Raw genomic sequence first — 24,814 nt, forward strand, 5'->3', positions numbered from 1 at the left:
GGCGGCCGCCGTCGTCGTTCCGGAGCGGGATTAGTACGAAATCAGTTCGACGAGGTCGCCCACCCGGTCCTCCGGGTAGTTGCGGGCGATGTCGGCCTGGCTGATCACCCCGACGAGGTCGTGCCCGTCGATCACGGGCAGCCGCCGGACCTGATGGTCCTGCATGGTGCGGATCGCCTCCTCAACGGTGTCGTCGGCGCCGATGGTCACCGGCTTGCCCTGAGCGAGGTCACCGGCCGTGACACTGGCTGGGTCGCCTCCGTCCGCCAGGCACCTCACCACGATGTCGCGGTCCGTCAGCATGCCCTTGAGCCGGCCGTCCTCGCCGCAGATCGGGAGCGACCCAACATCGAGGTCCCTCATCTTCACTGCCGCCTGCTGCAGGGTGTCCTTCTCGCCCACGCATTCGACGCTGCCGGTCATGATGTCTCGCGCTGTAGTTGGCATAACGCTCTCCTTCCTGCTTGGGTGCGCCGCGCCGGTGGACGCGGCCGCGGGCTCCGGAAACGAACCGTAAGCCTGCTTAGCAGTATCCGCCCACCCGCGTCCGAAGCAAAGAAGTCCGAGGGGTTTTCCTTCGAGCGGCGGCTCCGTAGACTGACCATAAGGGAGCTTACTTTCTTCCTTCTTCATCGAAAGGACCGGTAGCGGCTATGTCAGATTCCCCCGATCAGGAACGCGCCCACACCGAGGAGCCCGCTGAAGGCGACCTTGGGTCCGACTCCACGGACATCCGCCAGCGGGCGCAGGATGCAGCCGAAGGAGAGGATTCGGCCGAGGAGTATTCCGGTGGGGGCAGCGCCGGCGCGGCGGATTCCTGAAAAGGCCGGCCTGGGGCGCTGCCTTCGACCGGCGCCGGTCTTAAAGCTCCATCCGCCCGTCATTCTTGCGGTCTGCGCTTTCCAGTGCCCGGCCGCGATGGTAAACCGTACGTACCTCCCGCAGGCTGCGCCGGGGACGGCGCACGAGCACACAGAGAAAGGTGCTGCCAATGACCCACGCACTGAAGGACCACGCCAACCTCTACAAGCTCCCCGGACCGTGGACCACGATCTACGTTGACGGAAGCACCGGCACAGTCGACTCTTTCGCGAGTGACGACATCCTCCCCCGCAGTGTCGCGGATGCGATGGAGCAGGCGGGCGCGCCGAAGGAAGATATCAAGGCAGCCACAGCGGCTCTTTCGAAAACGGCAAAAGGCCTCCCCGATCCTGTCTCCCGGTTTATCCTGGTTCACGGCGGCGAGGCAGCCATCGACGATTTCCTCCCCGGCGGACTTGTCACCGGCGAGCCGGTGATTGCCGTGGGACCGATCCCTGACCTGAGTCCGCTCCTCCGACACTGCCCTGAAGGATTCCCCTACGTCGTCGCCGAGGTGGGCCGGGACGGCGGGGAGGTCTACCTGAGGCATGCCGACAGGACCTGGGGCGGGCCGAACCGCGGCGAACCAGTGGCCCACATCGAAGGCGACACCGAACACATGCGCAAGGTCCACGCCGGCGGCTGGGCCCATGGGCGGTACCACCACCACGCGGAAAAGGTTTGGAAATCCAATGCGGCTGAGGTGGCAGCCGAAATCGACACGGTGGTCTCCGCTACCCGGGCGAAACTTGTCGTAGTCTCCGGGGACATCAGGGCCCGCCAGCTCGTTGCTGACCAGGTCTCCGAAGAAACCCGGTCACTGCTGAGCGTCGTCGACAGCCACACGCGCACGGGCGGATCCGACAATGAAACGTTCGCCCTCCAGGTGGACCAGCTCGTCACGAGGGTCATGGCCGACCGCCAGCATCAGCTGCTGGAGCGGCTCGCCGAACAGGAAGGACAGGCGACCAGGACCTCAGCCGCAGGAATTGGCGCTGTTGTTGCGGCACTCCAGCAGGCCCAGGTCGAAACGCTACTGCTCGAATCGACGGCCTGGGACAACCGCACACTGCTCGCCCTCGACGCCGCTCCGTGGGTAACGACGTCCCCGGAGGAGACCGCCGGAGCGTCGGTGCTCGGCTCGGTGCCCGCCCTTGCCGCGATCCTCCGCGCAGCGGCGCTCACCGACGCAGACACGGTGCTCTACCCTCCGGGCGCGCTCGATTCGAAGCCGATCGCAGCCCTGCTGCGCTGGCCCACCGGGCCGGCCGTCCCTGCGGCGACCTAGGTTCAGGGCCCACACACAGCGGGACTCCCCAGCATCGGCTGGGGAGTCCCGCTGTGTGTCGTCCGACTGCGTGTCGTCCGGCGTAGTTAGTCAGGCACCTACCTGCCGCTGCCGCGGCCGAACCTATTTGCCGCTGTCGCGGCCGAACCTATTTGCCGCTGCCGCGGCCGAACCTATTTGCCGCTGTCGCGGCCGAACCTATTTGCCGCTGTCGCGGCGGCGGGTGTCGACGTCAGGATCGAGCTCGTCGGCCTTGCGGGCGTGGTTCATCGTTTCTTCCCGCAGGCCCTGGGCGTCCGTCTGGCGCTCCGAGGCCTGACGGCGGAGCCGCTCGGCCTCCACCTCGGCACGCTGCGCCTCGGCCTCAGCCATGGTTGCCTTGGCTTCGCGTTCACGCGCCTCGAGTTCCGTCTCCTGGGCCTGCTCCCGAATTTCGGCTGCCTGCCGTCGGCCCTTTTCCTTCTGTCGCTCAACGTGGGCCTGCCGGCGTTTCCGGCTCAGCGCTACCACCACTCCGATCACCGCCAGCACGACGATGATCCCAACAATGATCCAGATCAGTTGACTTGTCTCCACTGCCCGTTCACCTTCCCTGTCGCCTTTGACGTGCGCGGTGCCTCATTCAATGTGCTGGAGCCCGGCGGATTAACCGCCGAGGCCACCAAGACCGCCAAGACCGCCGGGCAGCTTGCCCAGGAGGTCCTGCGGATCGATGCCGAGCTTGGCGAGGAGTCCCGCGTGCTGCTCGGTGTCTACAGTGTCGGGTAGCTCGGACTCGGCCTGGCCCGCCTTATCCGAATTGCCCTGCGACTTCAACAGCTCAATGATTTGTGATTTATCGATGTTCATAGTTCCTCCGTTGCTCGGACGTCCAGACCTTGGACGCCGGTTCGAAAAACTGGAATACTAAGCACGCTTACTGAGAGCATTGCACACCCCCTGCTGATTGTCACGGGCGTCAACCCTTCGAAGCTGGCACAATTCCTGCCATGCCAACCTCCCTGTTGATCCTTTCGGACACCCATATCCCCTCCCGCGCGAAAACCCTTCCCGAAGGCCTCTGGCCCGCGGTCGAAAGCGCCGACCTCGTGGTTCACGCCGGAGATTGGACGGACATTTCATTCTTCGAAGAACTTCGCGACCGCTCCCGGCGCCTCCTGGGCTGCTACGGCAACAACGACGGCGACGCCCTGCGGGCCAAACTGCCGCTCGTGGCACGGGAAGAGATCGAGGGGCTCCGCTTCGCCGTCGTCCATGAGACGGGCGCAAAGACCGGGAGGGAACAGCGGATGGACCGCGAATTCCCCGGAACGGACGTGCTGGTCTTCGGTCACAGCCACATTCCATGGGATACCGTCACCGGTGCCGGCATGAGACTGCTGAACCCGGGATCCCCGACCGATCGACGGCGGCAGCCGCACTGCTCGTACCTGACGGCAACCGTCGACGGCCACCGGCTCGACGTCGACCAGCACCTCCTGCCGGTCCGGGCCTGACCCGCCGGACGGGCCTCCGCAAGCGCTGCCGGGCATGGCACACTGGCCCTATGATCCTGCTTGGCTGGAATCCCGACCGGGGTGATGACCCCTTTGGCGGGTACCGGTCGGCTGGAGACGAGGTCACCGGGGCCGGGTTTTTCCGCTGCAGGTGGCTCCTTCCTCCCCTCCAGGCAACAGCAGGAACCGAGGTGTGGCTGTTCAGCCAGGGAAGCCGCGACCGCGGCGTTCTGGGCCACGGCAGGGTCGCCTCGCTCCCCGATCCCGAACCGGCCGGCCGGGGCGGGGCGCCGGGCATCGTCGAGTTCGATGCGCTGAGGCCCCGGGGAGACTCGATTCCCCTGGACCTGCTGACCCTGCGTGTCCCGGGCATCGCCTGGGGGGTGAACCGTCCCTCCCGCCGGATCCCAGCCGCGGCCGGGCCGGCCCTGCGGACCCTGTGGGCCGAGACCAGCGCCCCTGAAGAGGCAGACCCCCTCCTTCCGCCCCCCGGCACCCTCCCCCCGGACGCGCTGGCCCAGGCCCGGGTCAACCGGTACGAAAGGGACCCCTCCGCTCGCCGCGTCTGCCTCGCCCACCACGGGACCTCCTGCGCGGTCTGCGGCTTCTCCTTCGAGGAGGCCTTCGGACCGCCCGGTCGGGACTTCGTGCACGTGCACCACCTCGTCCCGGCCGCCCGCCTCGGGGCGGGCTATGAACTCGACCCGATCGCCGATCTTGTCCCGCTGTGCCCCAACTGCCACTCCATGGCACACCGGCGCCTCCCGGACCCCTACTCGCCGGCCGAACTGCGCGCGCTGAGGTCCGCCGCAGGGTTTATGCCGGGGACAGCACTGAGCCCGGAGCAGCTGACGGCCCAGGCTGACGCTGTGCGGATCCTGGGAGCACGCTAGGAGGGCCGTGGTCAGATCCGCAGAAGCCCTCATATACTGCGGATACGTCACGAGCCGAATGTCGAAGGCTGGTGCTGGGGCCCCTTCAATGACAAGAGGTAACGATGGTCCGTGTCTTCGGGATAGCGGCTGCAGTGATTGCTGTTCTCGCCCTTCTGGTTGGAGGCTTCCTTCTGCTCAACCGCGACGGGGACGGTGAGCGCAAGCCGGCGGCCGCAATCCACTTCACCGCGGCAGGGGACTTCGCCGCCTCGGGCGAAGCAGCGGCCGTCCTGACCAAGAATGCCTCGCTGTCCCCGGAATTCACCCTGGCCCTGGGGGACCTGTCCTACGGGCGTCCGGGCGGGGAACAGGAATGGTGCGACTTCGTCACGAGCAAGGTGGGTACAGCCTTCCCTTTCCAGCTGATCGCCGGCAACCATGAGAGCGATGGCAGTGACGGGAACATCAACGACTTCTCCGCCTGCCTGCCCAACCGGCTGCCCGGACTGGTGGGGACCTACGGGCGCGAGTGGTACGTCGATGTGCCGGCCGAGGACCCGATCGCCCGCTTCGTGATGATCTCCCCGGGCCTGGTCTTCCCCGAAAGTGAAACGTCCTGGGATTACCGTCCCGGCTCGGACCACTACGCCTGGACGGAGTCGGCGATCGACGGTGCCCGCGACAGCGGCATCCCGTGGGTGATCGTTGGAAACCACATGCCGTGCCTGTCGCTGGGCGAGTACAGCTGCTCGGCGGGCGAAGAGCTCACCAACCTGCTGATCAGCAAGAAGGTCGACCTCGTACTCAACGGCCACGAGCACCTGTACCAGCGCACCTACCAGATCGGGCATGGGGACGGCTGCGCCGCAATCGTCCCCGACGCCTTCAATGAGGAGTGCATCACCGACACCGACACTTCACTCGCCCAGGGCCCGGGCACGGTGTTCGCGACCATCGGCACTGGTGGAATCGGCCTCCGCGACGCCAACCCCGCCGATCCGGAGGCCGGTTACTTCGCGGCCCGGACGGCCACCAACGCCAATCCCACTCACGGCCTGCTCGATGTCTCCGTCACCGAACGCTCAATCTCGGCCGAATTCGTTCGGGCGGCCGGCGGAACCTTCGAAGACTCCTTCACCATCCGGGGGAAAGCGGGAGGCCGGGATGGCGAGGCCTCCTTCACCGAGGACTGCGCAGGCCTCGGCTGCGCCTTTGACGCCTCCACGCCCCTGCCCGCGCAGGGGAACCGCACCTACACGTGGGACTTCGGGAACGGCGAAACCGCCACCGGGGTCCGGCCGACCGTCACCTATGACGCTCCGGGGGACTATGAGATCTCCCTGACCGTCAAGGACAAGGCAGGCAGTGAAACCGTCTCCAAACAGGTTTCGGTGGGCGAAGGGGCGGCTTCGACCTTCTCGGACCCGTTCGAGCGCACCACGGAAACCGGCTGGGGCGACGCCGAGGAAGGTGGGGCCTGGACTGACAGCGGCGAACCGGGCGCCTTCAGTGTGGCGGACGGGAGCGGGATCATGCAGCTTGCCACACCGGCATCGGGAGCGTCCGCGTCCCTGGACGCGGTGAACAGCTCTCGAACGGACCTGCGAGCCGCCCTCGGGGTGGATCGGCGCCCGGCCGGAGGAAGCCTGTATCTGCGCTTGATCACCCGACAGACCGACCGCGCCGGGGCCTACCGAACGGTCCTTAGATTCTCGCCGGAGGGCGAGATTTCCTTCCTGATCGACCGGGTCAACAGGGACGGCGCCGAGGTGCAGATCGGGCCTGTTGTTATAGTCCCCGACCTCACGGTCGCCGGAGGCGAGATCGTCAATGTGCGGGCCCAGGCCACCGGCACGAGTCCGACAACCCTGCGCGCCAAGGTCTGGAAGGCAGGAGAACCCGAACCCTCGGAATGGCAGATCGACACCAGCGATTCCGCCCCCGGGCTCCAGACCCCCGGGGCCGCCGGCATCAACACCTACCTCTCATCGGGGGCGACCAACGCCCCGGTCACCATCAAGGTCGACGAGATCACCGGCACCCTCGCGGAATAACACCGCCCAAGTCCCCCGCTGGTGCCGGCGGGGGGTCACCGGGGAAAGGCGGCCAAGGCGCGTTCCGCCACCCGGGCCAGGTCGGGACGGGACGCCCCGGCCGAGGCCTGGACGGCGAGCCCTGCCGTGACCGTGGCAAGATACCGCGCCAGCTCGGCGGGGTCCTCGGATGCGGAAAGATCGCCCTCGTCGATGGCCTGCTGGAAGCGGCGGACGAACCGGGCCTCGCCGGCGCCGCGGCTCTCGTTCAGGAAATCGACAATCCGCTGGTCGGTGGGATGGCCGGAGAGCCCGCCCTGGATGGAGAGGCATCCGCGGGGTCGATCGGGCAGCGTGATCGAGACAACGTTGGAGCGCAGGTAATGCTCCGCCACCGCGCGCGCGGTGGGCATGGCAAGGGCTGCATCGATGTAGGACATCTCGACCCGTGCGTACCGGCCGATCGCCTGCCGGAACGTGCCTTCCTTGTTGCCGAAGGCCGCGTACAGGCTCGGGCGGCTGATGCTCATCGCGTTCGTAAGGTCCTCAAGGGTCGTGCCCTCATACCCTTGGCGCCAGAAGACGTCGACCGCGCGCTCAAGGGCCTCATCGACATCGAACTCACGGGGCCTGCCTCGAGCCGCCATCAGCCTCACCCTCCTGCCATCGAACGCATCCGTGGAAATCAACGGACGAGCCGCAGCCGGAATTCCATCAATTCTCCCATGGACCAGCACTCGGACCGAGTGTCGGCACCACCCCTATCCCAGGGTGCCGGAGGCCCGGGGTACGCGGGCGACAGGCCGGACGCCGGCAGGAAGTACGCGCAGGGCCTTACTTGACGGTAAGGTCAATAAGCACCATTCTTGAACGTATGGTAAATAACGACTCATCCCTCGAGAGCCTCGTCACCCGTTTCCTTCAGGCCCTGGGAAATAAGGACGCCGAAGGCGTCGAAGCCCTGTTCGCCGACGACATCGACTGGTACGTCCCCGGCCACCCGGACCTGCCGTGGACGGGCATCCGCTCCAAGGGATCCCAGGTCGCTGAATACTTCACCACGATGTGGCCGCACTTCGACTCCGATAAGAGCAGCGTTCAACTCGACAAGCTCGTCCTCTCGGGAGAGGACGCCGTCATCTTCGCCACCTTCGCGCATACAGCCCGCAGCACCGGCCGCTCCTTTGTGACCCCGGCCGTCCTCCACCTCGTTGCCGCCGACGGCAGGTTCATTCGGATGCATCTCTCCGAAGACACCGAGGCTGTGGCCAAGGCATTCTTCGACTGAGCCGCCTCCACCGCTCTTCCGGCCCCGCGGAGTCCAGAAAGGCCCCCTCCCGTGCCTTTACACCACCATCGGCAACGGAGGCGAGTGATAGTGCGCACCCCTTCCATTCCGGCCACCGGTCCGCAGGGGCCATAGGATCGAGGAGAACGGCGTTGCATACTGCAGCGCGCCCCGCACCAGCGGGATACGTCAGCAAGGAAGGTACGCAACAGTGATTGGATTCATCATTGCCGGGCTCATCATCGGCGCACTCGCGCGGCTGATCAAGCCGGGCAAGCAGCACCTCGGGCTGGTCGCCACCCTGCTGCTGGGCCTCGTTGGCTCGGTCATCGGGGGCTCGATCGCCAGCCTCCTGGGCACCGGGGACATCTTCGAACTCAATGTCCTTGGCTTCATCGTCTCGGTCATCGCCGCCGTCCTGCTGATCGGCGTCGCCGAAGGCGTGGCCGGGCGCCGCCGCGTCACCCGCTGACCCCGGGCATCGTGCGGGGCCGGCGCCCGCCGGCCCCGCTCTGACCTGCCGGGAAGATGCCGGTCAGGTGCGGCGGAGCCGGGCGAGCCGACGGACGGCGGCGAACCCCAGTCCGCCGGCTATCAGCCACGGACCACCCACGAGAATGGGGTCGATCCACTGGTGGTTCAGATCCGCGCGCTTCTTTCCGAACCGCGACGTAACCCCATGGCGTGAAAACTCACTCAATACGCCGGTTTCGGTGATCGGATTGTCCGGGCGGAGGCTTCCGAACGAAGCCAGGTGCTGCTCCCACGCATCCACCCGGTCCGCGGCGAGCAGCAGCAGCCAGTGCGCCGCACGACCTTCGCTGTATTTCTTGTACGAGTATTTCCGGATCACTCCGGAAACCCCCCTGGGCGGCGCCGAGGTCCCGAAGACGGGGGTAAGGAACTTGTGCTCGATTGAGCGCTCCCGGGGCCATTTCTCCGGCTGGCGCTCCGGGAAGTCCCAGCGGGCGCCGTTGAGGCCCGGGTCGAACTGTTCCTTTGGCACCGAGGGGCGGTCCTTCGGGTCGAGGTCCGCCCCCCAGCCGGGAATAGCGGCGCGCAGTTCATCGCTCGACCTCGCCCGGCTCGGCTTATTGGCTGTGTATGGCACGGTGCTTTCCTCTCAGTTGGCGCCGGGGATGATCAGCGGCTTGATGCAGTTATCGAGCTTGGCCGAGAAGATGTGATACCCCTCGGCGATGTGCTCAAGCGGAATCCGGTGCGTGACGATATCGCTGGGCTTGAGGTAGCCGTTGCGGATGTGTTCGAACAGACGCGGCCACTGGCGCTTCACGGGGGCCTGGTTCATGCGAAGCGTGAGCCCTTTGTTGAGCGCGTCGCCGAACTTCACGGCACTGAACATCGGGCCGTAGGCCCCCACCACCGAGACGGTCCCGCCCTTGCGCACGGCATCGATGGCCCAGTTCAGCGCGATCGGCGAGCCGCCCTGGAGCTTGAGCTTGGCGGTGGTGACGTGCTGGAGGAAATTGCCGTCCGCTTCGGCTCCGACCGCGTCGATGACGACGTCGGCGCCCAGGTAGTCCGTTGCCTTCTTCATCTCGACGACGATGTCGTCGTACTCGGCGAAGTTGTAGGTCTCGGCGTGGGCGAAAGTGCGGGCCTTCTCCAGGCGGTACTCGAGGTGGTCGATGACGATCACCCGCCCGGCGCCCATGAGCCAGGCGGACTTCGCGGCGAACAGGCCGACCGGCCCGGCACCGAAGACGACGACGGTGTCCCCTTCGACGATGTCCCCGAGCTGGGCGCCGAAGTAGCCGGTGGCGAGGGCATCGGTGAGCAGAACGGCGTCCTCCTCATCCATCCACTCGGGAATGATGCTCGGCCCGATATCGGCGAACGGCACCCGGACGTATTCGGCCTGGCCGCCGTCGTACCCGCCGCAGGTATGCGAGTACCCGTAGATGCCGCCGACCGCAGTGGCGTTGGCGTTGACGTTGTGGCAGTTGGAGTACAGCCCGCGAGCGCAGAAGTAGCAGGTGCCGCAGTACACGTTGAACGGAACCATCACCCGGTCGCCGGGTTTGAGGTTCTGCACCGAGGAGCCGACCTGCTCGACGACGCCGACGAACTCATGGCCGAAGGTCATTCCCACCCGCGTGTCGGGCATCATGCCGTGGAAGAGGTGGAGATCCGACCCGCAGATGGCCGCAGTGGTCACCCGGACGATCGCGTCGTTGGGGTGCTCGATCGGTGGGATGTCCTTTTCCTCAACCCGGATCTTGTACGGTCCGCGGTAGACCATTGCTCGCATCAGTGCCGCCTTTCAGGGCAGTTCGAGGGTTGCTTGGTAGCGTTCCACGGCCGCGGAAAGAGGGTCAAGATTTTTGTCGGACGCACCCCGCCGAGCGTGATGGCCCGGTTGATGCTAGCGGGCCCGGGCGGCTCACCGCCCTGCCCGAACCCCGCGCAGCGAGACGGCAGACACCAAATGAAGGCCGCTGCCGGATCGATGGATCCCGGCAGCGGCCTTCTGTAGTTGAGTGCTGTCCTGGTATCAGGCCACGCAGCCGCCGAGAGCGATCTGGTTGTCGATCGAGGCGATCTTGGTCTGGACGGCTCCCAGCTGGTCCTGCAGCGAGTTGACAGTGGCCTTCTGCGCGGTGATGGCCGCCTTGTTCGTCTTCTTCTGCGCCTCAAGGTTCCGAAGGACCGCGTGCGCGTCGGTGACCTGCTTGTCGAGGGTGGTCAGCTGGCCCTGGAGGGTCTTCAGTGCCGCTTCCGCAGCGCTGATTTCCCCGTTGAGGCTGTTGAGCTGGGTCAGGAGGGGCGCCACCTGGTTCTGCAGCCCGAGGACCGCGGCCTCCTTGGCAGCGATCTGCCCGTTCAGCCCCGCGAGATCCGCCACCAGCTTGTCCATGTCGGCGTTCAGCTTGGAGATTTCGACCCGCTTGGCAGCGGCCGCCGCGGCCGCGCTGTCTGCGGCTGCCTGCAGTGCCGGCAGCCGGTCCTGCAGCCCGGTCAACTCCGCGTTCTTGGCGTCGACGGCCGCATCCGCAGCTGCGAGCGCGTCCTCGGCGTCCGCAAGGTCACCCTGCAATTCCTCGAGCACCGCCCGCTCGGCGGAGATGGCCGCCTCGGCCTCTGCGGCTCCCTCGGTGAGTGCCGGCAGGCCGGCTTCGAGGTCGGCGACAACCTTCTCCTGGGCGCTCACTGCACCGGCGGCTGCGGCTGCGGCGTCCTCGAGGGCCGGCAGCTTCCCCTGCAGGGCAGCCAGTTCTTCCTGCTTGGCGGCCACTGCGGCGTTGGCCTCGGTCAGTGCCGTTCCAAGGGCGGGCAGCTGGCCCTGGAGGCCCAGGATCTCTGCCTCCTTGGTGGCAACCGCGCCCTGGGCCGTTGCCAGCGCGGCCTGCAGCGGGGCTGCCTGACGCTGCAGGGTGCTGCTTTCGCCCTGCTTGGCGACCAGTTGAGCGTTGAGTGTGTTGACCTGGTTCTGCAGCGTGGAGAGGTCGCCCGAAAGGCCAGCAATGATGCCGGACTTCTGGGTGATTTGGTTCGTCACGGAAGTGAGCTCGGCCTGCTTGGTGTTACGCAGGGCGATCAGTTCGTCCTTCTTCTTGCCATTGCCCTTGATGGCTTCGATCTCGGCGTTGAGGGCGTTGATCTCGTCCTGCAGCTGGGTCTGCCGGGCCTGCAGCGCCGTCCGCTCGGACTGAGCCGCAGTGAGCTGGGTCTGCTTCGTCGAGATCGTGGTACCGAGAGCCGCAATGTCGTTCTGAAGGGTGGTGATCTGCCCGTTGATCAAGGTGGTGGCTGCGGCATTTGCGGCGACGGCGTCGGCGGCCTTCGCTGCGTCGGCCTTCAGGGCCGGGAGCTGATTCTGGGCGGCTGCAATCTCAGTGTTCTTCGCCGTGACGGCGTCCGCAGCCTTCTTGGCATCGGCCTGAAGTACGCCAAGTTCGCCCTGTGCGGTGGTGATCTCGGCGTTCTTCACGGTGACGGCGTCCGCGGCCTTGTTGGCGTCGGCCTGGCGCGTGGCGAGGGCGGTCTTCGCCTCCTCGATCCGGACCGCCTGGGCATCGAGCTCGGCCTGCGCGGCGATGCCGGAGTCGACGAGGCGCTGAAGCTCGGCCTCGGACTCGAAGACGGCCTGCTCCGCGGCGGTCACCGCGGCAGCGGCGTCCTGCGCAGTCGTCGTCAGCGAAACAAGTGCTGTCTCGGCGGCGGCGATCGCCTCGATCTGCGCGGCGAGGGCACCTGAGGCGTTGGCGGCCGCTGCGTCAAGCAGGGCCAGCTCCCCGGTGGCGGTGTTCAGCACTTCCTGGTGGGCCGCCAGGTTCGCGTCCACGTCCGCCGCCTGCTTCTTCAGGCTCTCCGAGTCGGCCTGCGCGGCGGTCAGCTGCTCTTGAAGGGGCGCGAGTGCGGCAGCCGTATCCGCCTGCCGCACCTTGAGGTCGGCCAGCGCCTTCGTAGCTTCCTCGATCGACGTGGCCACGCTCGCCTGGTCCGCAGTCAGGGCTGCGAGTTCCGCGGTGGCGGCCTTCTCGTCGATGGCCAACTGCGCGGCCTCGGCGTCGAGGGCGGCGATTGCCTTCTCCGTGTCGGCGATCTGGGTGTTGAGGGTGGCAGCGGACGTCTGGAGCGCGGTCCGCTCGGCCTGCAGTTTGGAAATCTGCTCCGCGTTCTTCTTGGCGGCGGCCCGGAGCAGGTTTTCCTGCACGCCTCCGCGGTGCGCCGTCTGGTTGACCACCCCGTTGCAGATGCCCGACGTCGGGCCGGTCGTCGCCGAGGCCTGCGGGGCGAACACCAGCATGCTTGTCAGGATGCCGGGCAGGATCACTGCGCTTGCAACACGGCGGGTAAGGACGGATGTCGCGTGCGAGTCGCGCATGATTACTCCTGAGACCGAAAAAGATGATGTAGCTGCCTCAAGGAATCTATGGACATTGGTTGCGTCAGGACACAGTAACCACTACTCGAAAACCGTTTGGACTACTTGGTCAGCGGGCGCTGAACTACCTGCTGACCCATCGCCGGTCGGGGCAGCGGCATCGTCGGGGTGCCGGGCCGGTGGACACCGGCGTGCCGGCAGGCGGCCGCCGACCCGGGCGCTACTGGCCCGACTCGCCCATCTGCTCCACGAGGCCGGCGCGCCAGGCGGGAGGGTCGAAGGGTTTGGCGTAGTAGCGGGTGTCACGCAGGATCCGGCCCTGCCCGTCGAACTCGAGGATCACGACGACGTTCCAGAGCTCTCCGCCGCCGTAGTCATTGACTCCCTCGATCACCCAGACCGTCGCGGCGCCTGTGACCCGCCGGACGGTGATGTCGGGGGGCGCCGGGAATTGCTCCTGCATGGACCGCATCGCGTCCCGCCCGCGGATCCGTTCCCCGGATTGCGGCATTTCCATCACGTAATCGGGATGCCGCAGTTCGTATTCGGCCTCGGGCGAGAGCGAATCGTGGCCACCGCCGATCAGGCGCAGGAATGCCTCGCGCATCACCGATGCGTCACCGGTGTCCATCGCCCGCCGGATGAGAGTCCCGATTTCAGGCTCAGCCATGGCGGTCATGCTACGCCGCCCGGCCGTGACCGGCCAGAGGTTGATGCCCCCGGGACGCATCCTCCCGAGGCGGCCTCCCGCCCCCGCCGTACCGGGAATTCCCGACCCCGGCCCGCGGTTGAGAGAAGGTAGTTACCTATCCCTGGAGGAAGAATGAGCACCCCCGAAAATGCCCAGCTGGAGCGATGGCTTCGCTTCCGCAACAGCCGGAACACCGCTCTCGCCAAGGAGCACGGCTGGCTGACGCTCACCTCGCTGCAGTGGCTTCCGGCCGAGCCCTCCCCGCTGGAGTCGGTTCCGGGGCTGTGGTCCACGGACGGCGCCAAGGCAGTCCTCACGGCCGCCGCCGCGGACGGGTTGACGCTTGTGGAGACGGGCGAGCCCGTCGAAGGAGCCCTCACCGCCAGCCTCGACAATGAGGAATCCCTGATGTGGGTCGCCTTCGGCGGCGAGGACGGCCGGCGCGTTGTGGTCGAGCTTGCCGTCCGGGGCAACAAGTACGCCATCCGCACCCGCGATTCGCACTCCCCGGTGTTCACCGCGTTTGAGGGCGTTCCGACCTTCGACTACCGCCCGGAACTCGCCGTCCTTGCCCGCTTCGAGCGTTACCCGGAGCCGGTCGAGGTGCCGATCGGAACCGCCAACCCGCTCGTGGACGGGGTGCACCGCAGCGCCGGTGAGCTCGTGTTCCGGCTGCCCGGCATCGACCACGAGTACCGGCTGCAGGCCGAGGAAGGGAAACTCGGCGCCCTGACGGTGACCTTCCACGACAAGACCAACGGCGAAACGACGGACGACTGGCGGAAGGTGGAGACCGGCCGGCCCCGTCCCGACGGCACAGTGGTTCTCGACTTCAACCGCGCTATCAACTATCCGAGCGCCTTCACCCCCTACGGCACCTGCGCCATGCCGGTGAGGAACAACAGCCTCGACGTGAAGGTTGAGGCCGGGGAAAAAGCCGTCGACATCCAGCCTGCCGGCTGAGGATCACCCCGGCCGAACGGCGTCCATCCCCTGGCGGATGGACGCCGTTTCCGTCGTCGGGGCCTTGAGAGGCTGCCGTGCCCGGCGGGCCCTTAGACGACCGGCGACGCCGGCGATGCGCTGCGTCAGCGCCCAGTACGCCACGCCGGCCACCAAGGAGGCGCCCACTGCGAGTGCCGGGCTGAAGGGTTCAAGCAGGGGAAAGACCAGCCAGTGGGTCAGGTAGGCGTACAGCGAGGAACTGGCGAGGACCCCGACCGGCCGGTGGAGCTTCCGCGGCAGCGGGATGGCAGGAAGCCAGGTCAGCAGCAGGAGCCCTCCGAGCAGGGTCGCTTCCCGGGCCGCGTCGTCGAAGAAGCCGGGCACGCTCAGCGCCGCAATGGCCGTCACCACCGACCGCTGGAGGACGGTCCGGGACCGGGCCATCAGCCAGCCCAGGCCAACGAGCCAGAGCACGGGTGCGGTGTGCGGCACGCTGATGTGCGGGATGTCGTAGCGGCCCAGCATGCCCAGTGCTGTGAGGGCGAGCGGGAAGACAAACGGTGCGCCCCGCTCGGCCCGGTCCACCCACGGCACCGCGAGCAGCGCCAGCAGGAAGACCAGGACATACACGAGCACTTCGACGAACCAGAACTGCCACTCCGCGGTCACATGCCGGGGCCCGATCAGGGAATTCAGGAGCACGATGTTCGCCAGGGAGTACCGGTCGGTCACCAGGTAGGCGAAGGCGATAAAGGCCACGCTGGGCACCACGATCCGTCCGAGGCTCCGTAGCTGGCGCCGCAGGCGGGCGACCCGCACCCCCGCGAGCTGGAACCGGGCGAAGTTGTAGCCTGCCACGGCCATCAGTACATGGGCGGTTCCCGGCCACGTGAACAGGCCCACGTGGGTGCTGATGATGAAGATGATGGCAACGGCCCGCAGGACGATGCTCGTCTCGAGCGGGGCGAGGAAACGCCGCGCCGGCCGTGCCTTCCGGGCCGGCCGGGCGAGGTCCCCGACCCTCATCAGGTGCCAGTCGGCAGGGAGGGCTCCAAGAACCTTTTCGAGCCGGACTGACAGCGCCACGTAGGACAACGAATCCCCGCCGAGGGAGACAAAGGTGTCCTCGTCCCGGACGGCGCCGCACTCAAGGTGCTCCGCGTAGATCCTCCGAAGGTCCTCCGGCCCGTCTCCGGCTGGGGCCTCCTCCGCTACCGCCCTGACCGGTGCCGCCGCCAGGGCGAGCACGGCCGGATAGTCGGGCTTGCCGCTGGACAGGCGCGGGAGCTGGTCGACGCCGTGGACCTCGACGGCGGCCCGGGGCAGTCCCAGCCGCTGGGCGAGGACCTTGCCGAGCAGCCGCGCATCAATTCCGCCCTCGACCGCGACCACGAGCCGTTCGTCGGTTCCGGCACTGAAGGCGCGCACGCCGAGGCCGTCGAGAATAAGTTCGACCTGGCCGAGGTCGACGCGCAGCCCGACGATCTTGAGGAACCTGCTGCGCCTCCCCACCACCTCGTACAGGCCGTTGGGGTGCCGTCGCGCCAGGTCCCCGGTGCGCAGCTCCTGAACGGTCCGGCCCAGTGCCAGGTCGGCCGGCACCTCGGCGTAGCCAAGCATGACGTTCGGTCCGGTGTACACGAGTTCGCCGTCGTCGAGCCCGGGCACCGGGTCGATGCGGAAGGCTCCGCCCGGCACCGCGATGCCGATGGTGCCCGGGTGCGCGGCCGCCAGGTCCGGGGGCAGGTAGGCCATCCGGGCGGTAGCCTCCGTGGCGCCGTACATGACGAACAGGTCCCAGCCGCGCTCAGCGCCCAGCGCGGCGTACCGGCGCACCTGCTCGGGCGCGAGCCGCCCCCCGGCCTGGGTGATGTACCGCAGGGAAGGAAGCTCAAGGTCGGCGAAGCCCACCCGTTCAAGGAGTTCGAAGGTGTAGGGCACGGCGGCGAAGGAGCTTACCCCGTGGGCGCGGACCTGCTCCCAGAAGCAGGGGTCGACGACGGACAGGTCGGTGAGCACGAGGCCCGCCCCCTGCAGCAGGTGGCTGTTGATCACCGACAGTCCGTAGCAGTAGGACAGGGGAAGCGTCGTCGCGGCACGGTCCTCGGGCCCGATCGCCAGGTACTCGGCGATGGACTCGGCGTTGGACTGGAGGTTCTCGTGGGAGAGCCTCACCAGTTTTGGGGAACCGGTTGAGCCGGAGGTGCTGACCAGCAGGGCAAGCTCGGGGTGCAGTTCGTGCGCGGTGCCGGGGCGCCGCTCCTCGAAGGAGGGAAAACCGCCGGAGCGCAGGACGACGTCGGGGTCGTACGCCGCCACGATGGAGTCAAGGGCCGCCGGCTTGTCGGCTGGAACGAGGATGAGGGGATGGCCGGACGAGAGCGCCGCGAGGTAGGCGATGAGCGAATCGAGATCGTTGGCGGCCGCGAGCGCCACCAACCGCCGCTGGGTTCCCAGGCGGGCAGCGAAGGCCTCGACGCGGCCGGCCAGTTCACGGTAGCTGAGGGTCGAACCGTCGATCAGCACAGCCGGGCGGTCCCCGTGGTGGGCGAGATCGGCGGCGAAGGAGGCACGCGTGAGGTTCAAGTGCGAGGTCACTGCGTAACCTTATGAGGAAGGGTTACCTAAGTAAAAACGGCGCCGCGTCGGTTGCCGAAGCCGGACCGGTCCGGTCAGCCGGCTGCGGGAAGGCCTTCCCTCGCCGGGGAGGACTGGACCTGATCCCGTCCCGCGAAGCGGATTCCCGCCGAGGTGGCAATAATGTCCTCGAGGGTGCGCCGCACCCACTCCGCCGCCGAACTGTTGGCAACCCGCAGGTCCCGGTCGGCAATTCCTGCCGACGAAGACTGGGCGAGGCGGACGATGCAGTAATCGAGCTCTGCGGCCAGCCCCTTGATGGACTGAAGCAGCTCGTCAGGTCCGGCGTCGGCGGTATCGAGCACCACGTCGATCAGGGAAGGGCCCTCGGCAGGTCCGCAGTCCACGAGGTTTCCCGTCCACCTTTCGGGGTCCCGTTCAGCGCCGCTTCGATGCCTCAGTGTGCTGCGGGCCGGCAGGGGTCCGGTCCCGGAATCGTAATCCGGAGCCGCACTCACGCGGTGCGCCTGAATCGTGCGGAGCGGGCGGCCCGATGGGCGGTCTGAGCGGCGTCCGCCGCAATCCGGGCGAACCCGTGGTGTGCACATGGCATGGTGAGACCCTCGCTGTTCGGCGGCCGATCTGCCTTCGCAGGCCCCGGCTCCGCGACACTTAAATGCGTCGGTTGCGCATCAGTCGACCGAGAAAGTTGGCGACATTACCGGAGCGTAACATGCAATTTCCGCGTGGCACGCAATTCGGAAAAGGGCAATCCCGCGCGTGTCTGGAGGGGTCGAAGCTGCCCGAATCGTTCCGCATCGCCCTAGGACTGGCACCCGATTCCGTCGCCGTCCCGGTCGAACGAGGCGTCCCACCCCGGGTCCGCCGGGGTGATCGGCGCGGCGCCGGCCGCCTCGACGTCCGAGCAGCTCCCGTAGGTCACCTCCCCCGTTGGCGGCATGCTCTCCTGTCCACCGGGTCCGCCGGAAGGCGGGGTTTTCCCGGGTGTGCCGGCCGGGGCGCCGGCGGGCGGAGCGGTGGTTGCATCGGGAAGCGGCTGGCCCGGGCAGGACCGAAGGATCCGCTCGATCGCGCCTCGTTCGGCGGCCGTCACCCATAGGCGGTACTTGAGCTTGACCGCCGTCTGCCGGGCCACGTAGTCGCACCGGAACGATGCGTTCGGCGGCAGCCACGTCGCGGCATCGGCGTCGCCCTTCTGCCGGTTGGCCGGCCCGTCGACGGCGAGGAGGTTCAGCGGGTCGTTGGCGAAGCGCAGCCGGTCCTGGTCCGAAAGCTGCTGGGCGCCCGTCTCCCAGGCATTGCCCAGCGCCACGACGTGATCGATGTCGACAAGGGCATCCCCACCCTTGACGAACGATATGGTCGCCGCCGTGTAGGGGTCCTTCAAGACACCGGCCTGCACCACGCAGTTCCGGGTGCGGGGCTTGAAGGCTTCCTCCGAGAGATCCTTGGCAAGGATGTCGTTGCGGGTATCGCAGCCGTTCCGATCGACGTCGGCCCAGGCCGGCCCAAACTTCTCCCGGTCGTAGCCGGTCTTCGGTGCCCGCCCCTTGACGGCGAGCGCCTCGAGGCCGGCGAGCGCCGTCCCGGCCGGCGGCGCCGGGGCGGCCGGCATTGACGCGTCCGGGACAGGATCTGCGGGTCCGTCCGGCCCCTTGACCGTCGGGGTGGCTGTCGGGGCGGGTGCCACCGACGGCACGGGCGCCGGGGCGCCCTGCAGTGCGGGCGAGCAGCCGACGACGCCGGCCGCGAGGACGGCCCCAAGCAGGACGGCGGCTCTCGTAGTGCGAAGGTGCATGGTTCCCAGGGGTGTGATGGTGCAAATTTGCTGAGCCTCGACCCTACCGCCCGGGCACGCCCGCTTATCGGCGGCCCGCCGTACGGTGAACGGTTTGGTCTCGACACCACCGGAAGGGAGCGGACTCCGGGCGGGGAGTGCGGCACAATAGCAGCATGTGCGGACGTTTCGTGATCGCGGGAAACAAGGCGGCAATGCTGGATGCGTTCAACGTGGACGAGTCGTTCGAGGACGAAATGAACCCGTCCTGGAATGTGGCCCCGATGACAGGGATCCCCTTCGTTTCGGAACGACTCAGCGATGGCACCCTGACCCGCCGGCTCGACATCGCCCGCTGGGGCCTTGTCCCAGTGTGGGCGAAGGACCCCAAGATCGGCTCCCGGATGATCAATGCCCGCGCCGAATCGGTCCTCGACAAGCCCTCCTTCCGCACGGCGGCCGCCAAACGCCGGGCCCTGGTCCCCGCGAACGGCTACTACGAATGGCAGAAGAATCCCGACGGAACGAAGACTCCCACCTACCTCCACCCCGAGCGGGAGGACGACCTGATCGCCTTCGCCGCCCTGTACGAGTTCTGGCCGGATCCGGAGAAGGCGGATGGAGATCCAGAGAAGTGGCTGACCACGGCGACCATCCTGACCACGGACGCCACCGACAGCCTCGGGCACATCCACGACCGCTCCCCGCTGATCGTCCCGAAGGACCTCCAGGCGGACTGGCTCGATCCGGCGGTGACCTCAAAGAAGGACGTACTGGAACTGATCGACGCGATCCCTGAACCCGTCCTCGTCCCCCGCGTGGTGGGCAAGGAGGTGGGATCCGTCCGCAATGACGGGCCGCACCTCATCGAACCGGCCGAATAGCCCCGCCCGCTGCCCGCTGCCCCCGTGCCAGTTGGCGGTTGCCCCAAGAAGTTGCCGAGCAGGCAGCCGTTCCACCCGGATCCCTGCACTCAGGGACCAGGTGATCGACCCGCCCTGAAAGGCCTGGCGGACTCCGCCGAAAATCGGCGTGGGATTGGACGTCGGATAGCCCAACCGGCCCGTCCGGGCCTCCGCCAGATAGAGGTTGTGGATCAGGCCCGTGGAGATCCGGGCACCGGTCGCACGGGAGTAGTAGACCGCCCCGCCCTCGAACGTCTGGAAAACCCCGCCGTTTCCGCCCATCTCATCCGACGTCGGATACCCCAGGGCTCCCTGCTCCCGGCCCGACCGGTCATAGGCGCCCCGGATCACACCCCGGACGACGTGCGCCCCGCCCTCCGGTGACCACCGGAGGGTCCCCCGCTCGAAATCCTGGGAGCTTCCGCCACGCGTCAGCCCCGTGACCTCATTACCCACGGGCCCGCCCAATGCCACCCGCCCACCGGCCACCGTGTACTTGCTGGTGATCGGACCGGTCGGGTCGGCGGAGTAGGGGGTGAAGACATCACCCACCGCGCCCATGATGACCCGGTCACCGGGCACCGCATCCTTGAGATAGCGGGTGACCAGCGCCTCGGGCAACGCGATGCATCCCGCCGTCGGCGCCGGATTCGAATGCATAAAGATTGCGAATCCGGCACCCTCCCGGATGGGAGAATCCGGTGGCCTGTTGTAATTCAGGACCACGCCCTGCCGGTAATCTCCGGTCGGGCGCGTCGCGAAATCCCACATGTCTTCGTCGGGGAAGTCGTGGGAACTCGATTCGAAATATCGATTGTAATCGGACGAATATTCTCCGCCGCCGCCCCAGCGGGATCGACTGTTGAGAATCCGGAACCGGAGCCGGGTGCCCGGGTTCCACAGCCCGAAGCCTTCGGTGACCGAATAGGAGCCCGTTGGGGAATACTCCGCCGCCGTGTGGCCGCTTGGGACACCGGGCGCTCGAAACCCATTCCGTCCCACGTTTCCGGGGCTCTGCCAGTCCTGCGCGTAGCGCTCACCCGACCTCACGCAGGTGGTGATCAGGGCATCACTGCTGCTGCGGTGGGCCGTGGTCGCGAACGTGACCCGGTTTGCCCCGTACCCCGGATACAGCACCTGGCCTGCGTTCAACCGTTCGCAGGGGTTCGTCTCCTGGATTGCCTCCCGGATGTCGGCCCGTGCCGCGGGCGCTTGTTCGAGGAGGCCGCCGTCCAGTATGCCGGCCACGGCAAGTACCGCGGCGATGGTCCGCAGCCCCGCGGATCGTGTTTTCATGAATACCTTTTGCGCAAAGTGAAGGGAGGAATTACCGCAGGGAGGACCGCCGGAGCGCGCGACGAAGCACGCGGGCAGAGCGCTGGAGTCAGCGGAGGGTGGGTTGCGGAAGGGCCGCTTCCGGGTGCCTCAGGCGGTTAACCGCGGGGGTTTCCCGGAAAGGACAGTGCAGAAACGTCATTACCCACTTGTTGCGGTCGGCGGTGATGTTGCCACGCCAAACGATGATTTCATCATCCCAAATCCCCCCAAATTAAACCTGATCACCGGAGCGTATCGGATTCACGGGGAGCCGCAAAGTTCCCGGTAGATCCTGTGGCCGAATGGTTATCCATCCCGGATTCCGTCAATGGCCCACCGTGCCGGCCGAAAGCCGGACGGCTATTCAGCGCCAATGGACGCCAATTCCGATGCCGATGCGGTGCCGCAGCCGCGCGCCAACAAAGCCGTGACGAGGGGCAGTCAGCGGGATTGCGGCTCTGTTAGGCTGGCACCCCGCAGCGCGGCCGGGCCGCCGTCGATGGACAGGGCAGGCGGAACCGGGCCGTCCCGTGGACAAGCACTCCGATATCCCAATTCTTCGAGGAGGCAGCAATGACCCGCGACCCCTACGCCGATCTGCCGGTGGTGGCCGAGTTCGAGGTGACCAGTGACGATGTCGAGAATCTTCAGCCGCTTCGGATGCAGCAGGCCTCCGGCGTCTTCGGTGCGGGCGGCGAAGACGTGTCACCGCAGCTCTCCTGGCGGGGTTTCCCCGAGGGGACGAAGAGTTTCGCCGTCACCGCCTATGACCCGGATGCACCCTCGGCCAGCGGATTCTGGCACTGGGGTGTGTTCAATATTCCGGCCGATGTCACGTCCCTGCCCGCAGGCGCAGGATCCGAGGACGGATCGCTGCTGCCCGAAGGTGCCATCCAGCTGCGCAACGACGCCGGATTCAGGGGATACGTCGGCGCCGCGCCACCTCCCGGCCACGGCACCCATCACTACCATTTCGTGGTTCACGCGGTCGATGTCGAGCGGCTTGAGCTGCCCGCCGACGCCGGTGTCGCGTTCCTGGGCTTCAACCTGTACCCGCATACGCTGGGCCGGGCACGGGTGATCGGTACGTTCGAGCAGTAGCCCGGCGCGACGGCGAGGGCCCTCCGCGCAGGGTCCGACTGCCGATCTGGCGACCCGTACGCCTTACCCACTATGCGGCTGAAGGCGTCGCCGCCGGGCACTATGCACAGCGGTCCAGGCAATCCAGCCGCCGGCAACGGCCGCCAAAAGGGCACCGACCGGCTGGGTGGGCAGGCTGCTGCCGGTGGTCACCATTCCGAGCACGACCCCCAGCGGGTAGAAGATCACCGCGGCGGCGATCCACAGGGCCCCGGCACCCTTGGGGAGGACATCCGAGCGCCACACGGCCACCCCGAGGAGCACCTGGCCGGCGAAGGCGAGCAGGAGCCCGAGCAGGAAAGTGCCCATCATCGAAGCAGGGAATTCGAGCTCCATGGCCTCCGGTATCCCCGCCAGATAGGCGTGGCCGACCGCCGGCGTGACGAACGTTGAGATGACCGAAGGCACCAGCAGCAGGGTCTGGGCGAAGACCGCGGTGACCATTGCGGGCACCGCGAGCCGGGCGGCCCTCCCGCCGGCGAGGTATATGCCCAGGGCGAGGAATCCGAACATGCCCAGGATCGTGCCGCCGGTGCTGCCGATCAGGTGACTGGTGAGGTATATCGGAGTGGTGACGAACTCCGCCCACGCCTGGGGGTCCTTTTCCTGATCGGGCTGTGGTTTAAGCGTGGACAGGGCGGTCATCAGCGCGGAGACGGGCAGGGCGATCAATCCGGCACCGACCCAGCGGGTGAGATAGGGGGTCATCGGAGGTTCCTTTCTCGTCGGGAGCCCGGCTGGGCTTCCTCTTCGAGATTAAGAAGTGCCGGACGCTGCGGCATAGGGCCGATGTGCCGTCCCGAGCGCCATGGTGGTACCACGGTCCGAGGCCTACCGGCCGGGGGACAGTGGGGCGGGAATGGTTGCGCGCCGCACTGCAACGAAACCGCTCTACGGGCCGTCCGCTCGAGCGACGGACCGCCGGGAGATGAGGATGACTATGGACAACGAATCCCCGCCGATCCGGCGTTGAAAGAAACATAGACACCACGACTATAGATAGTTACAGTATCCGTTATGAAGATCTCGCAGCTGAGTGCCGCCAGTGGCGTCTCCCAGCCCACGATCAAGCTGTACCTGCGCGAGGGCCTTCTCCCGCCGGGAGCCAAGACCCATGCCAACCAGGCGACCTACTCGGAAGCCCACGTGCGGCGCCTCGGAATCATCCGCACGCTCACCCAGGTGGGCGGGCTCTCGGTCGCTTCGGCCAAGACCGTCCTTGACGCCATCGATTCCGACCTGCCGCTGAACTGGACCTTCGGCCTCGCCCAGCGCGCGGCCTCACCCGACGTCGACGGAACCGACCTGAGCGACGCCGATCTTGCCCGCGCCGACGATTTTCTCGCCGGCCTGACCTACCACGACGGCCCCGGCCGTTTCGGCGTGGCGAAAACACTCCGGGCGATGGCCGAGGCCGGGCTTGAGGCCGACGGCGCGTGGCGGGACAGTTACCGCAAAGCGGCCGAGATCATCGGCGAAGCAGACATCGACCTAATCGACCGCCGGGAGGGCCGGCTGGCGAAAGCCGAGACCGTCGTGATCGGCACCGTGCTCGGCGATGCCCTCCTCGCCGCCCTCCGCCGCGCTGCGCAGGAGCACTTCTCCAGCCAGCGCTACCCCTCCAGGAGCACCGAAACCGCTCCCTAATGCATCTTCCTGATCACCTTGGAGACATCATGGAACTGCTCATCCCGGATTCCCAGCGTCCCACCCGTGCCGCGCTGACGTGGCACCGCCCGCTGCTTGTCCTCGCCGGGGCCATGGCCCTGCTTGCCGTCATCAGCCTGCTGGGGCTGATCTTCGATCCCCGCGAGATCACCGGTGCTCCAGCGTGGGCCAAACCGCTGAAGTTCGCCCTCTCGATATTCATCTACGCCTTCACCCTTGCCTGGCTCACGAGTCTTCTCACCCGCGGCCGGAGACTCGCCTGGTGGATGGGCACCGTGGCGGCCGCCGCGCTCGTCATTGAAATGGTAGTCATCGTCGGCGCCGTGCCCTTCGGCACCACCAGCCACTTCAACGTCTCGACCCCGCTTCACGCCACCCTGTGGGGGGTGATGGCGCTGTCGATCGTAGTGGTCTGGCTTGCAACGTTGATTGTCGGCGTCCTCCTTGCCCTCAGTCGGCTCGGCGACCGGGCGGTCTCCTGGGCGGTCCGGGCCGGGGTCGTCCTCGGTCTGGCCGGCATGGGTGTTGCGTACTTCATGACCTCACCCACCAGCGCCCAGCTTGAGGACTTCCAGGGTGTGGCCGGAGCCCATGCCGTCGGCGTGCCCGACGGCGGTCCCGGGCTGTTCCTGCTGGGCTGGAGCACCGTGGGCGGCGACCTGCGGGTCCCGCACTTCGTGGGAATGCACGCCCTGCAGCTGCTGCCGATCGCGGCGCTCGCGCTGGCGTGGGCTGCCCGCAGGTTCCCGGTTCTCCGGCCTGAGGGGGTGCGGCTGGGTATCGTCATCGTCCTGTCGCTGCTGTACGCCGGGATGCTTGTGGTGCTGACACTTCAGGCCCTTGCCGGTGAATCGATTGTCCAACCGAGTCCGGTGACCGCCACCGCCGCCACGGGGCTGTTCGTCGCAGCGGCAGCAGCAATCATCGTCATCCTTCGGTCCGGCCCGGCCTCTCCGGTCCGAACCACCTAGGAGCCCATCCGCCGTCCGGTCCCCCGCCGTCCGGTTCCCCAGCCCGCAGGCGCTAGGCTGACCGGGATGAATAGGCGGGCGGGCGGTTGAGCACCTTCGGTGAATGGTTTTT

At 67.3% G+C, this 24,814-nt stretch carries 24 protein-coding genes and 1 pseudogene; 12 read left to right on the top strand and 13 right to left on the bottom strand.

The window, feature by feature from the left end; translation table 11 throughout:
* Positions 1 to 30 precede the first annotated feature (30 nt).
* A complete protein-coding gene (locus QZX79_RS14320; RefSeq protein WP_294569191.1) occupies positions 31 to 447 on the bottom strand; it encodes a CBS domain-containing protein in 417 nt (138 codons plus the stop codon).
* A 206-nt stretch (positions 448 to 653) separates the two neighbouring features.
* On the opposite strand from QZX79_RS14320, the gene QZX79_RS14325 reads away from it, so the two are divergent.
* Entirely contained in the window at positions 654 to 821 is a 168-nt protein-coding gene (locus tag QZX79_RS14325) for a hypothetical protein (protein WP_294569193.1), read from the top strand.
* A gap of 170 nt (positions 822 to 991) precedes the next feature.
* A complete protein-coding gene (locus QZX79_RS14330) occupies positions 992 to 2,149 on the top strand; it encodes a Vms1/Ankzf1 family peptidyl-tRNA hydrolase (protein WP_294569195.1) in 1,158 nt (385 codons plus the stop codon).
* Positions 2,150 to 2,347: 198 nt separating this feature from the next.
* Here QZX79_RS14330 and QZX79_RS14335 read toward each other — a convergent pair whose 3' ends face one another.
* Positions 2,348 to 2,725, bottom strand: coding sequence for a hypothetical protein (locus QZX79_RS14335; protein ID WP_294569197.1), 378 nt, complete (start codon positions 2,723 to 2,725; stop codon positions 2,348 to 2,350).
* Between the two features lie 69 nt (positions 2,726 to 2,794).
* Positions 2,795 to 2,998: a hypothetical protein gene (locus tag QZX79_RS14340; protein ID WP_120169886.1), complete on the bottom strand. Its 204-nt coding sequence runs from the start codon at positions 2,996 to 2,998 to the stop codon at positions 2,795 to 2,797.
* 140 nt (positions 2,999 to 3,138) lie between these two features.
* Between QZX79_RS14340 and QZX79_RS14345 the strand changes: the two genes are divergently transcribed.
* The 3 genes from QZX79_RS14345 to QZX79_RS14355 all read left to right on the top strand — a co-directional run bounded on the left by QZX79_RS14345 (position 3,139) and on the right by QZX79_RS14355 (position 6,574).
* The gene (locus tag QZX79_RS14345) at positions 3,139 to 3,645 is read left to right on the top strand and encodes a metallophosphoesterase (RefSeq protein WP_294569201.1); all 507 of its coding nucleotides are present in this window, start codon (positions 3,139 to 3,141) and stop codon (positions 3,643 to 3,645) included.
* Positions 3,646 to 3,836: 191 nt separating this feature from the next.
* Positions 3,837 to 4,538 (top strand): HNH endonuclease, encoded by a 702-nt coding sequence (locus QZX79_RS14350; RefSeq protein WP_294569203.1) that lies wholly within the window; start codon positions 3,837 to 3,839, stop codon positions 4,536 to 4,538.
* Positions 4,539 to 4,642: 104 nt separating this feature from the next.
* The gene (locus QZX79_RS14355; protein WP_294569206.1) at positions 4,643 to 6,574 is read left to right on the top strand and encodes a PKD domain-containing protein; all 1,932 of its coding nucleotides are present in this window, start codon (positions 4,643 to 4,645) and stop codon (positions 6,572 to 6,574) included.
* A 35-nt stretch (positions 6,575 to 6,609) separates the two neighbouring features.
* On the opposite strand, the gene QZX79_RS14360 is transcribed toward QZX79_RS14355, so the two are convergent.
* The gene (locus QZX79_RS14360) at positions 6,610 to 7,200 is read right to left on the bottom strand and encodes a TetR/AcrR family transcriptional regulator (RefSeq protein ID WP_233091903.1); all 591 of its coding nucleotides are present in this window, start codon (positions 7,198 to 7,200) and stop codon (positions 6,610 to 6,612) included.
* Between the two features lie 227 nt (positions 7,201 to 7,427).
* On the opposite strand from QZX79_RS14360, the gene QZX79_RS14365 reads away from it, so the two are divergent.
* A complete protein-coding gene (locus QZX79_RS14365; RefSeq protein WP_294569209.1) occupies positions 7,428 to 7,841 on the top strand; it encodes a nuclear transport factor 2 family protein in 414 nt (137 codons plus the stop codon).
* A 211-nt stretch (positions 7,842 to 8,052) separates the two neighbouring features.
* Positions 8,053 to 8,313, top strand: a complete 261-nt coding sequence (locus QZX79_RS14370; protein WP_120169876.1) for a GlsB/YeaQ/YmgE family stress response membrane protein — start codon at positions 8,053 to 8,055, stop codon at positions 8,311 to 8,313.
* 63 nt (positions 8,314 to 8,376) lie between these two features.
* Here QZX79_RS14370 and QZX79_RS14375 read toward each other — a convergent pair whose 3' ends face one another.
* The 4 genes from QZX79_RS14375 to QZX79_RS14390 all read right to left on the bottom strand — a co-directional run bounded on the left by QZX79_RS14375 (position 8,377) and on the right by QZX79_RS14390 (position 13,360).
* A complete protein-coding gene (locus QZX79_RS14375) occupies positions 8,377 to 8,952 on the bottom strand; it encodes a hypothetical protein (RefSeq protein ID WP_294569213.1) in 576 nt (191 codons plus the stop codon).
* Positions 8,953 to 8,964: 12 nt separating this feature from the next.
* Positions 8,965 to 10,113 carry a zinc-dependent alcohol dehydrogenase gene (locus QZX79_RS14380; RefSeq protein WP_120169872.1) on the bottom strand — a complete coding sequence of 383 codons (1,149 nt, stop codon included), beginning with the start codon at positions 10,111 to 10,113 and terminating at the stop codon, positions 8,965 to 8,967.
* Positions 10,114 to 10,356: 243 nt separating this feature from the next.
* Positions 10,357 to 12,690 carry a chromosome segregation ATPase gene (locus tag QZX79_RS14385; RefSeq protein ID WP_294569216.1) on the bottom strand — a complete coding sequence of 778 codons (2,334 nt, stop codon included), beginning with the start codon at positions 12,688 to 12,690 and terminating at the stop codon, positions 10,357 to 10,359.
* 220 nt (positions 12,691 to 12,910) lie between these two features.
* The gene (locus QZX79_RS14390) at positions 12,911 to 13,360 is read right to left on the bottom strand and encodes a hypothetical protein (protein ID WP_294569218.1); all 450 of its coding nucleotides are present in this window, start codon (positions 13,358 to 13,360) and stop codon (positions 12,911 to 12,913) included.
* A 153-nt stretch (positions 13,361 to 13,513) separates the two neighbouring features.
* Here QZX79_RS14390 and QZX79_RS14395 point away from each other — a divergent pair, with 153 nt between their 5' ends.
* A complete protein-coding gene (locus QZX79_RS14395; RefSeq protein ID WP_294569219.1) occupies positions 13,514 to 14,344 on the top strand; it encodes a DUF1684 domain-containing protein in 831 nt (276 codons plus the stop codon).
* 3 nt (positions 14,345 to 14,347) lie between these two features.
* Here QZX79_RS14395 and QZX79_RS14400 read toward each other — a convergent pair whose 3' ends face one another.
* The 3 genes from QZX79_RS14400 to QZX79_RS14410 form a co-directional block, all read right to left on the bottom strand.
* Positions 14,348 to 16,924, bottom strand: coding sequence for a non-ribosomal peptide synthetase (locus QZX79_RS14400; protein WP_294569221.1), 2,577 nt, complete (start codon positions 16,922 to 16,924; stop codon positions 14,348 to 14,350).
* Between the two features lie 74 nt (positions 16,925 to 16,998).
* The gene (locus QZX79_RS14405) at positions 16,999 to 17,310 is read right to left on the bottom strand and encodes a hypothetical protein (protein WP_294569223.1); all 312 of its coding nucleotides are present in this window, start codon (positions 17,308 to 17,310) and stop codon (positions 16,999 to 17,001) included.
* A gap of 416 nt (positions 17,311 to 17,726) precedes the next feature.
* Complete coding sequence (locus QZX79_RS14410) at positions 17,727 to 18,722, bottom strand: DUF1524 domain-containing protein (RefSeq protein ID WP_294569225.1); 996 nt, start codon at positions 18,720 to 18,722, stop codon at positions 17,727 to 17,729.
* Positions 18,723 to 18,892: 170 nt separating this feature from the next.
* On the opposite strand from QZX79_RS14410, the gene QZX79_RS14415 reads away from it, so the two are divergent.
* On the top strand, positions 18,893 to 19,585 hold the full coding sequence (locus QZX79_RS14415) for an SOS response-associated peptidase (protein WP_366485014.1): 693 nt from the start codon (positions 18,893 to 18,895) through the stop codon (positions 19,583 to 19,585).
* A 93-nt stretch (positions 19,586 to 19,678) separates the two neighbouring features.
* On the opposite strand, the pseudogene QZX79_RS18610 reads toward QZX79_RS14415, so the two are convergent.
* Positions 19,679 to 20,902 (bottom strand): annotated as a pseudogene (locus QZX79_RS18610) (L,D-transpeptidase family protein); the annotation flags it as partial.
* 594 nt (positions 20,903 to 21,496) lie between these two features.
* Here QZX79_RS18610 and QZX79_RS14425 point away from each other — a divergent pair.
* Positions 21,497 to 22,024 (top strand): YbhB/YbcL family Raf kinase inhibitor-like protein, encoded by a 528-nt coding sequence (locus QZX79_RS14425; RefSeq protein ID WP_294569227.1) that lies wholly within the window; start codon positions 21,497 to 21,499, stop codon positions 22,022 to 22,024.
* Between the two features lie 63 nt (positions 22,025 to 22,087).
* Here the strand turns inward: QZX79_RS14425 and QZX79_RS14430 are convergent, their stop codons facing one another.
* The gene (locus tag QZX79_RS14430) at positions 22,088 to 22,771 is read right to left on the bottom strand and encodes a hypothetical protein (RefSeq protein WP_294569229.1); all 684 of its coding nucleotides are present in this window, start codon (positions 22,769 to 22,771) and stop codon (positions 22,088 to 22,090) included.
* A gap of 309 nt (positions 22,772 to 23,080) precedes the next feature.
* Here QZX79_RS14430 and QZX79_RS14435 point away from each other — a divergent pair, with 309 nt between their 5' ends.
* Together QZX79_RS14435 and QZX79_RS14440 are read left to right on the top strand one after the other, a co-directional pair.
* Positions 23,081 to 23,710: a MerR family transcriptional regulator gene (locus QZX79_RS14435; RefSeq protein ID WP_294569231.1), complete on the top strand. Its 630-nt coding sequence runs from the start codon at positions 23,081 to 23,083 to the stop codon at positions 23,708 to 23,710.
* Positions 23,711 to 23,739: 29 nt separating this feature from the next.
* Positions 23,740 to 24,702, top strand: a complete 963-nt coding sequence (locus QZX79_RS14440) for a hypothetical protein (protein WP_294569233.1) — start codon at positions 23,740 to 23,742, stop codon at positions 24,700 to 24,702.
* Positions 24,703 to 24,814: the final 112 nt, after the last annotated feature.

The sequence above is a fragment of the uncultured Arthrobacter sp. genome, assembly GCF_902805515.1.
Classification (GTDB): Bacteria; Actinomycetota; Actinomycetes; order Actinomycetales; family Micrococcaceae; genus Arthrobacter_D.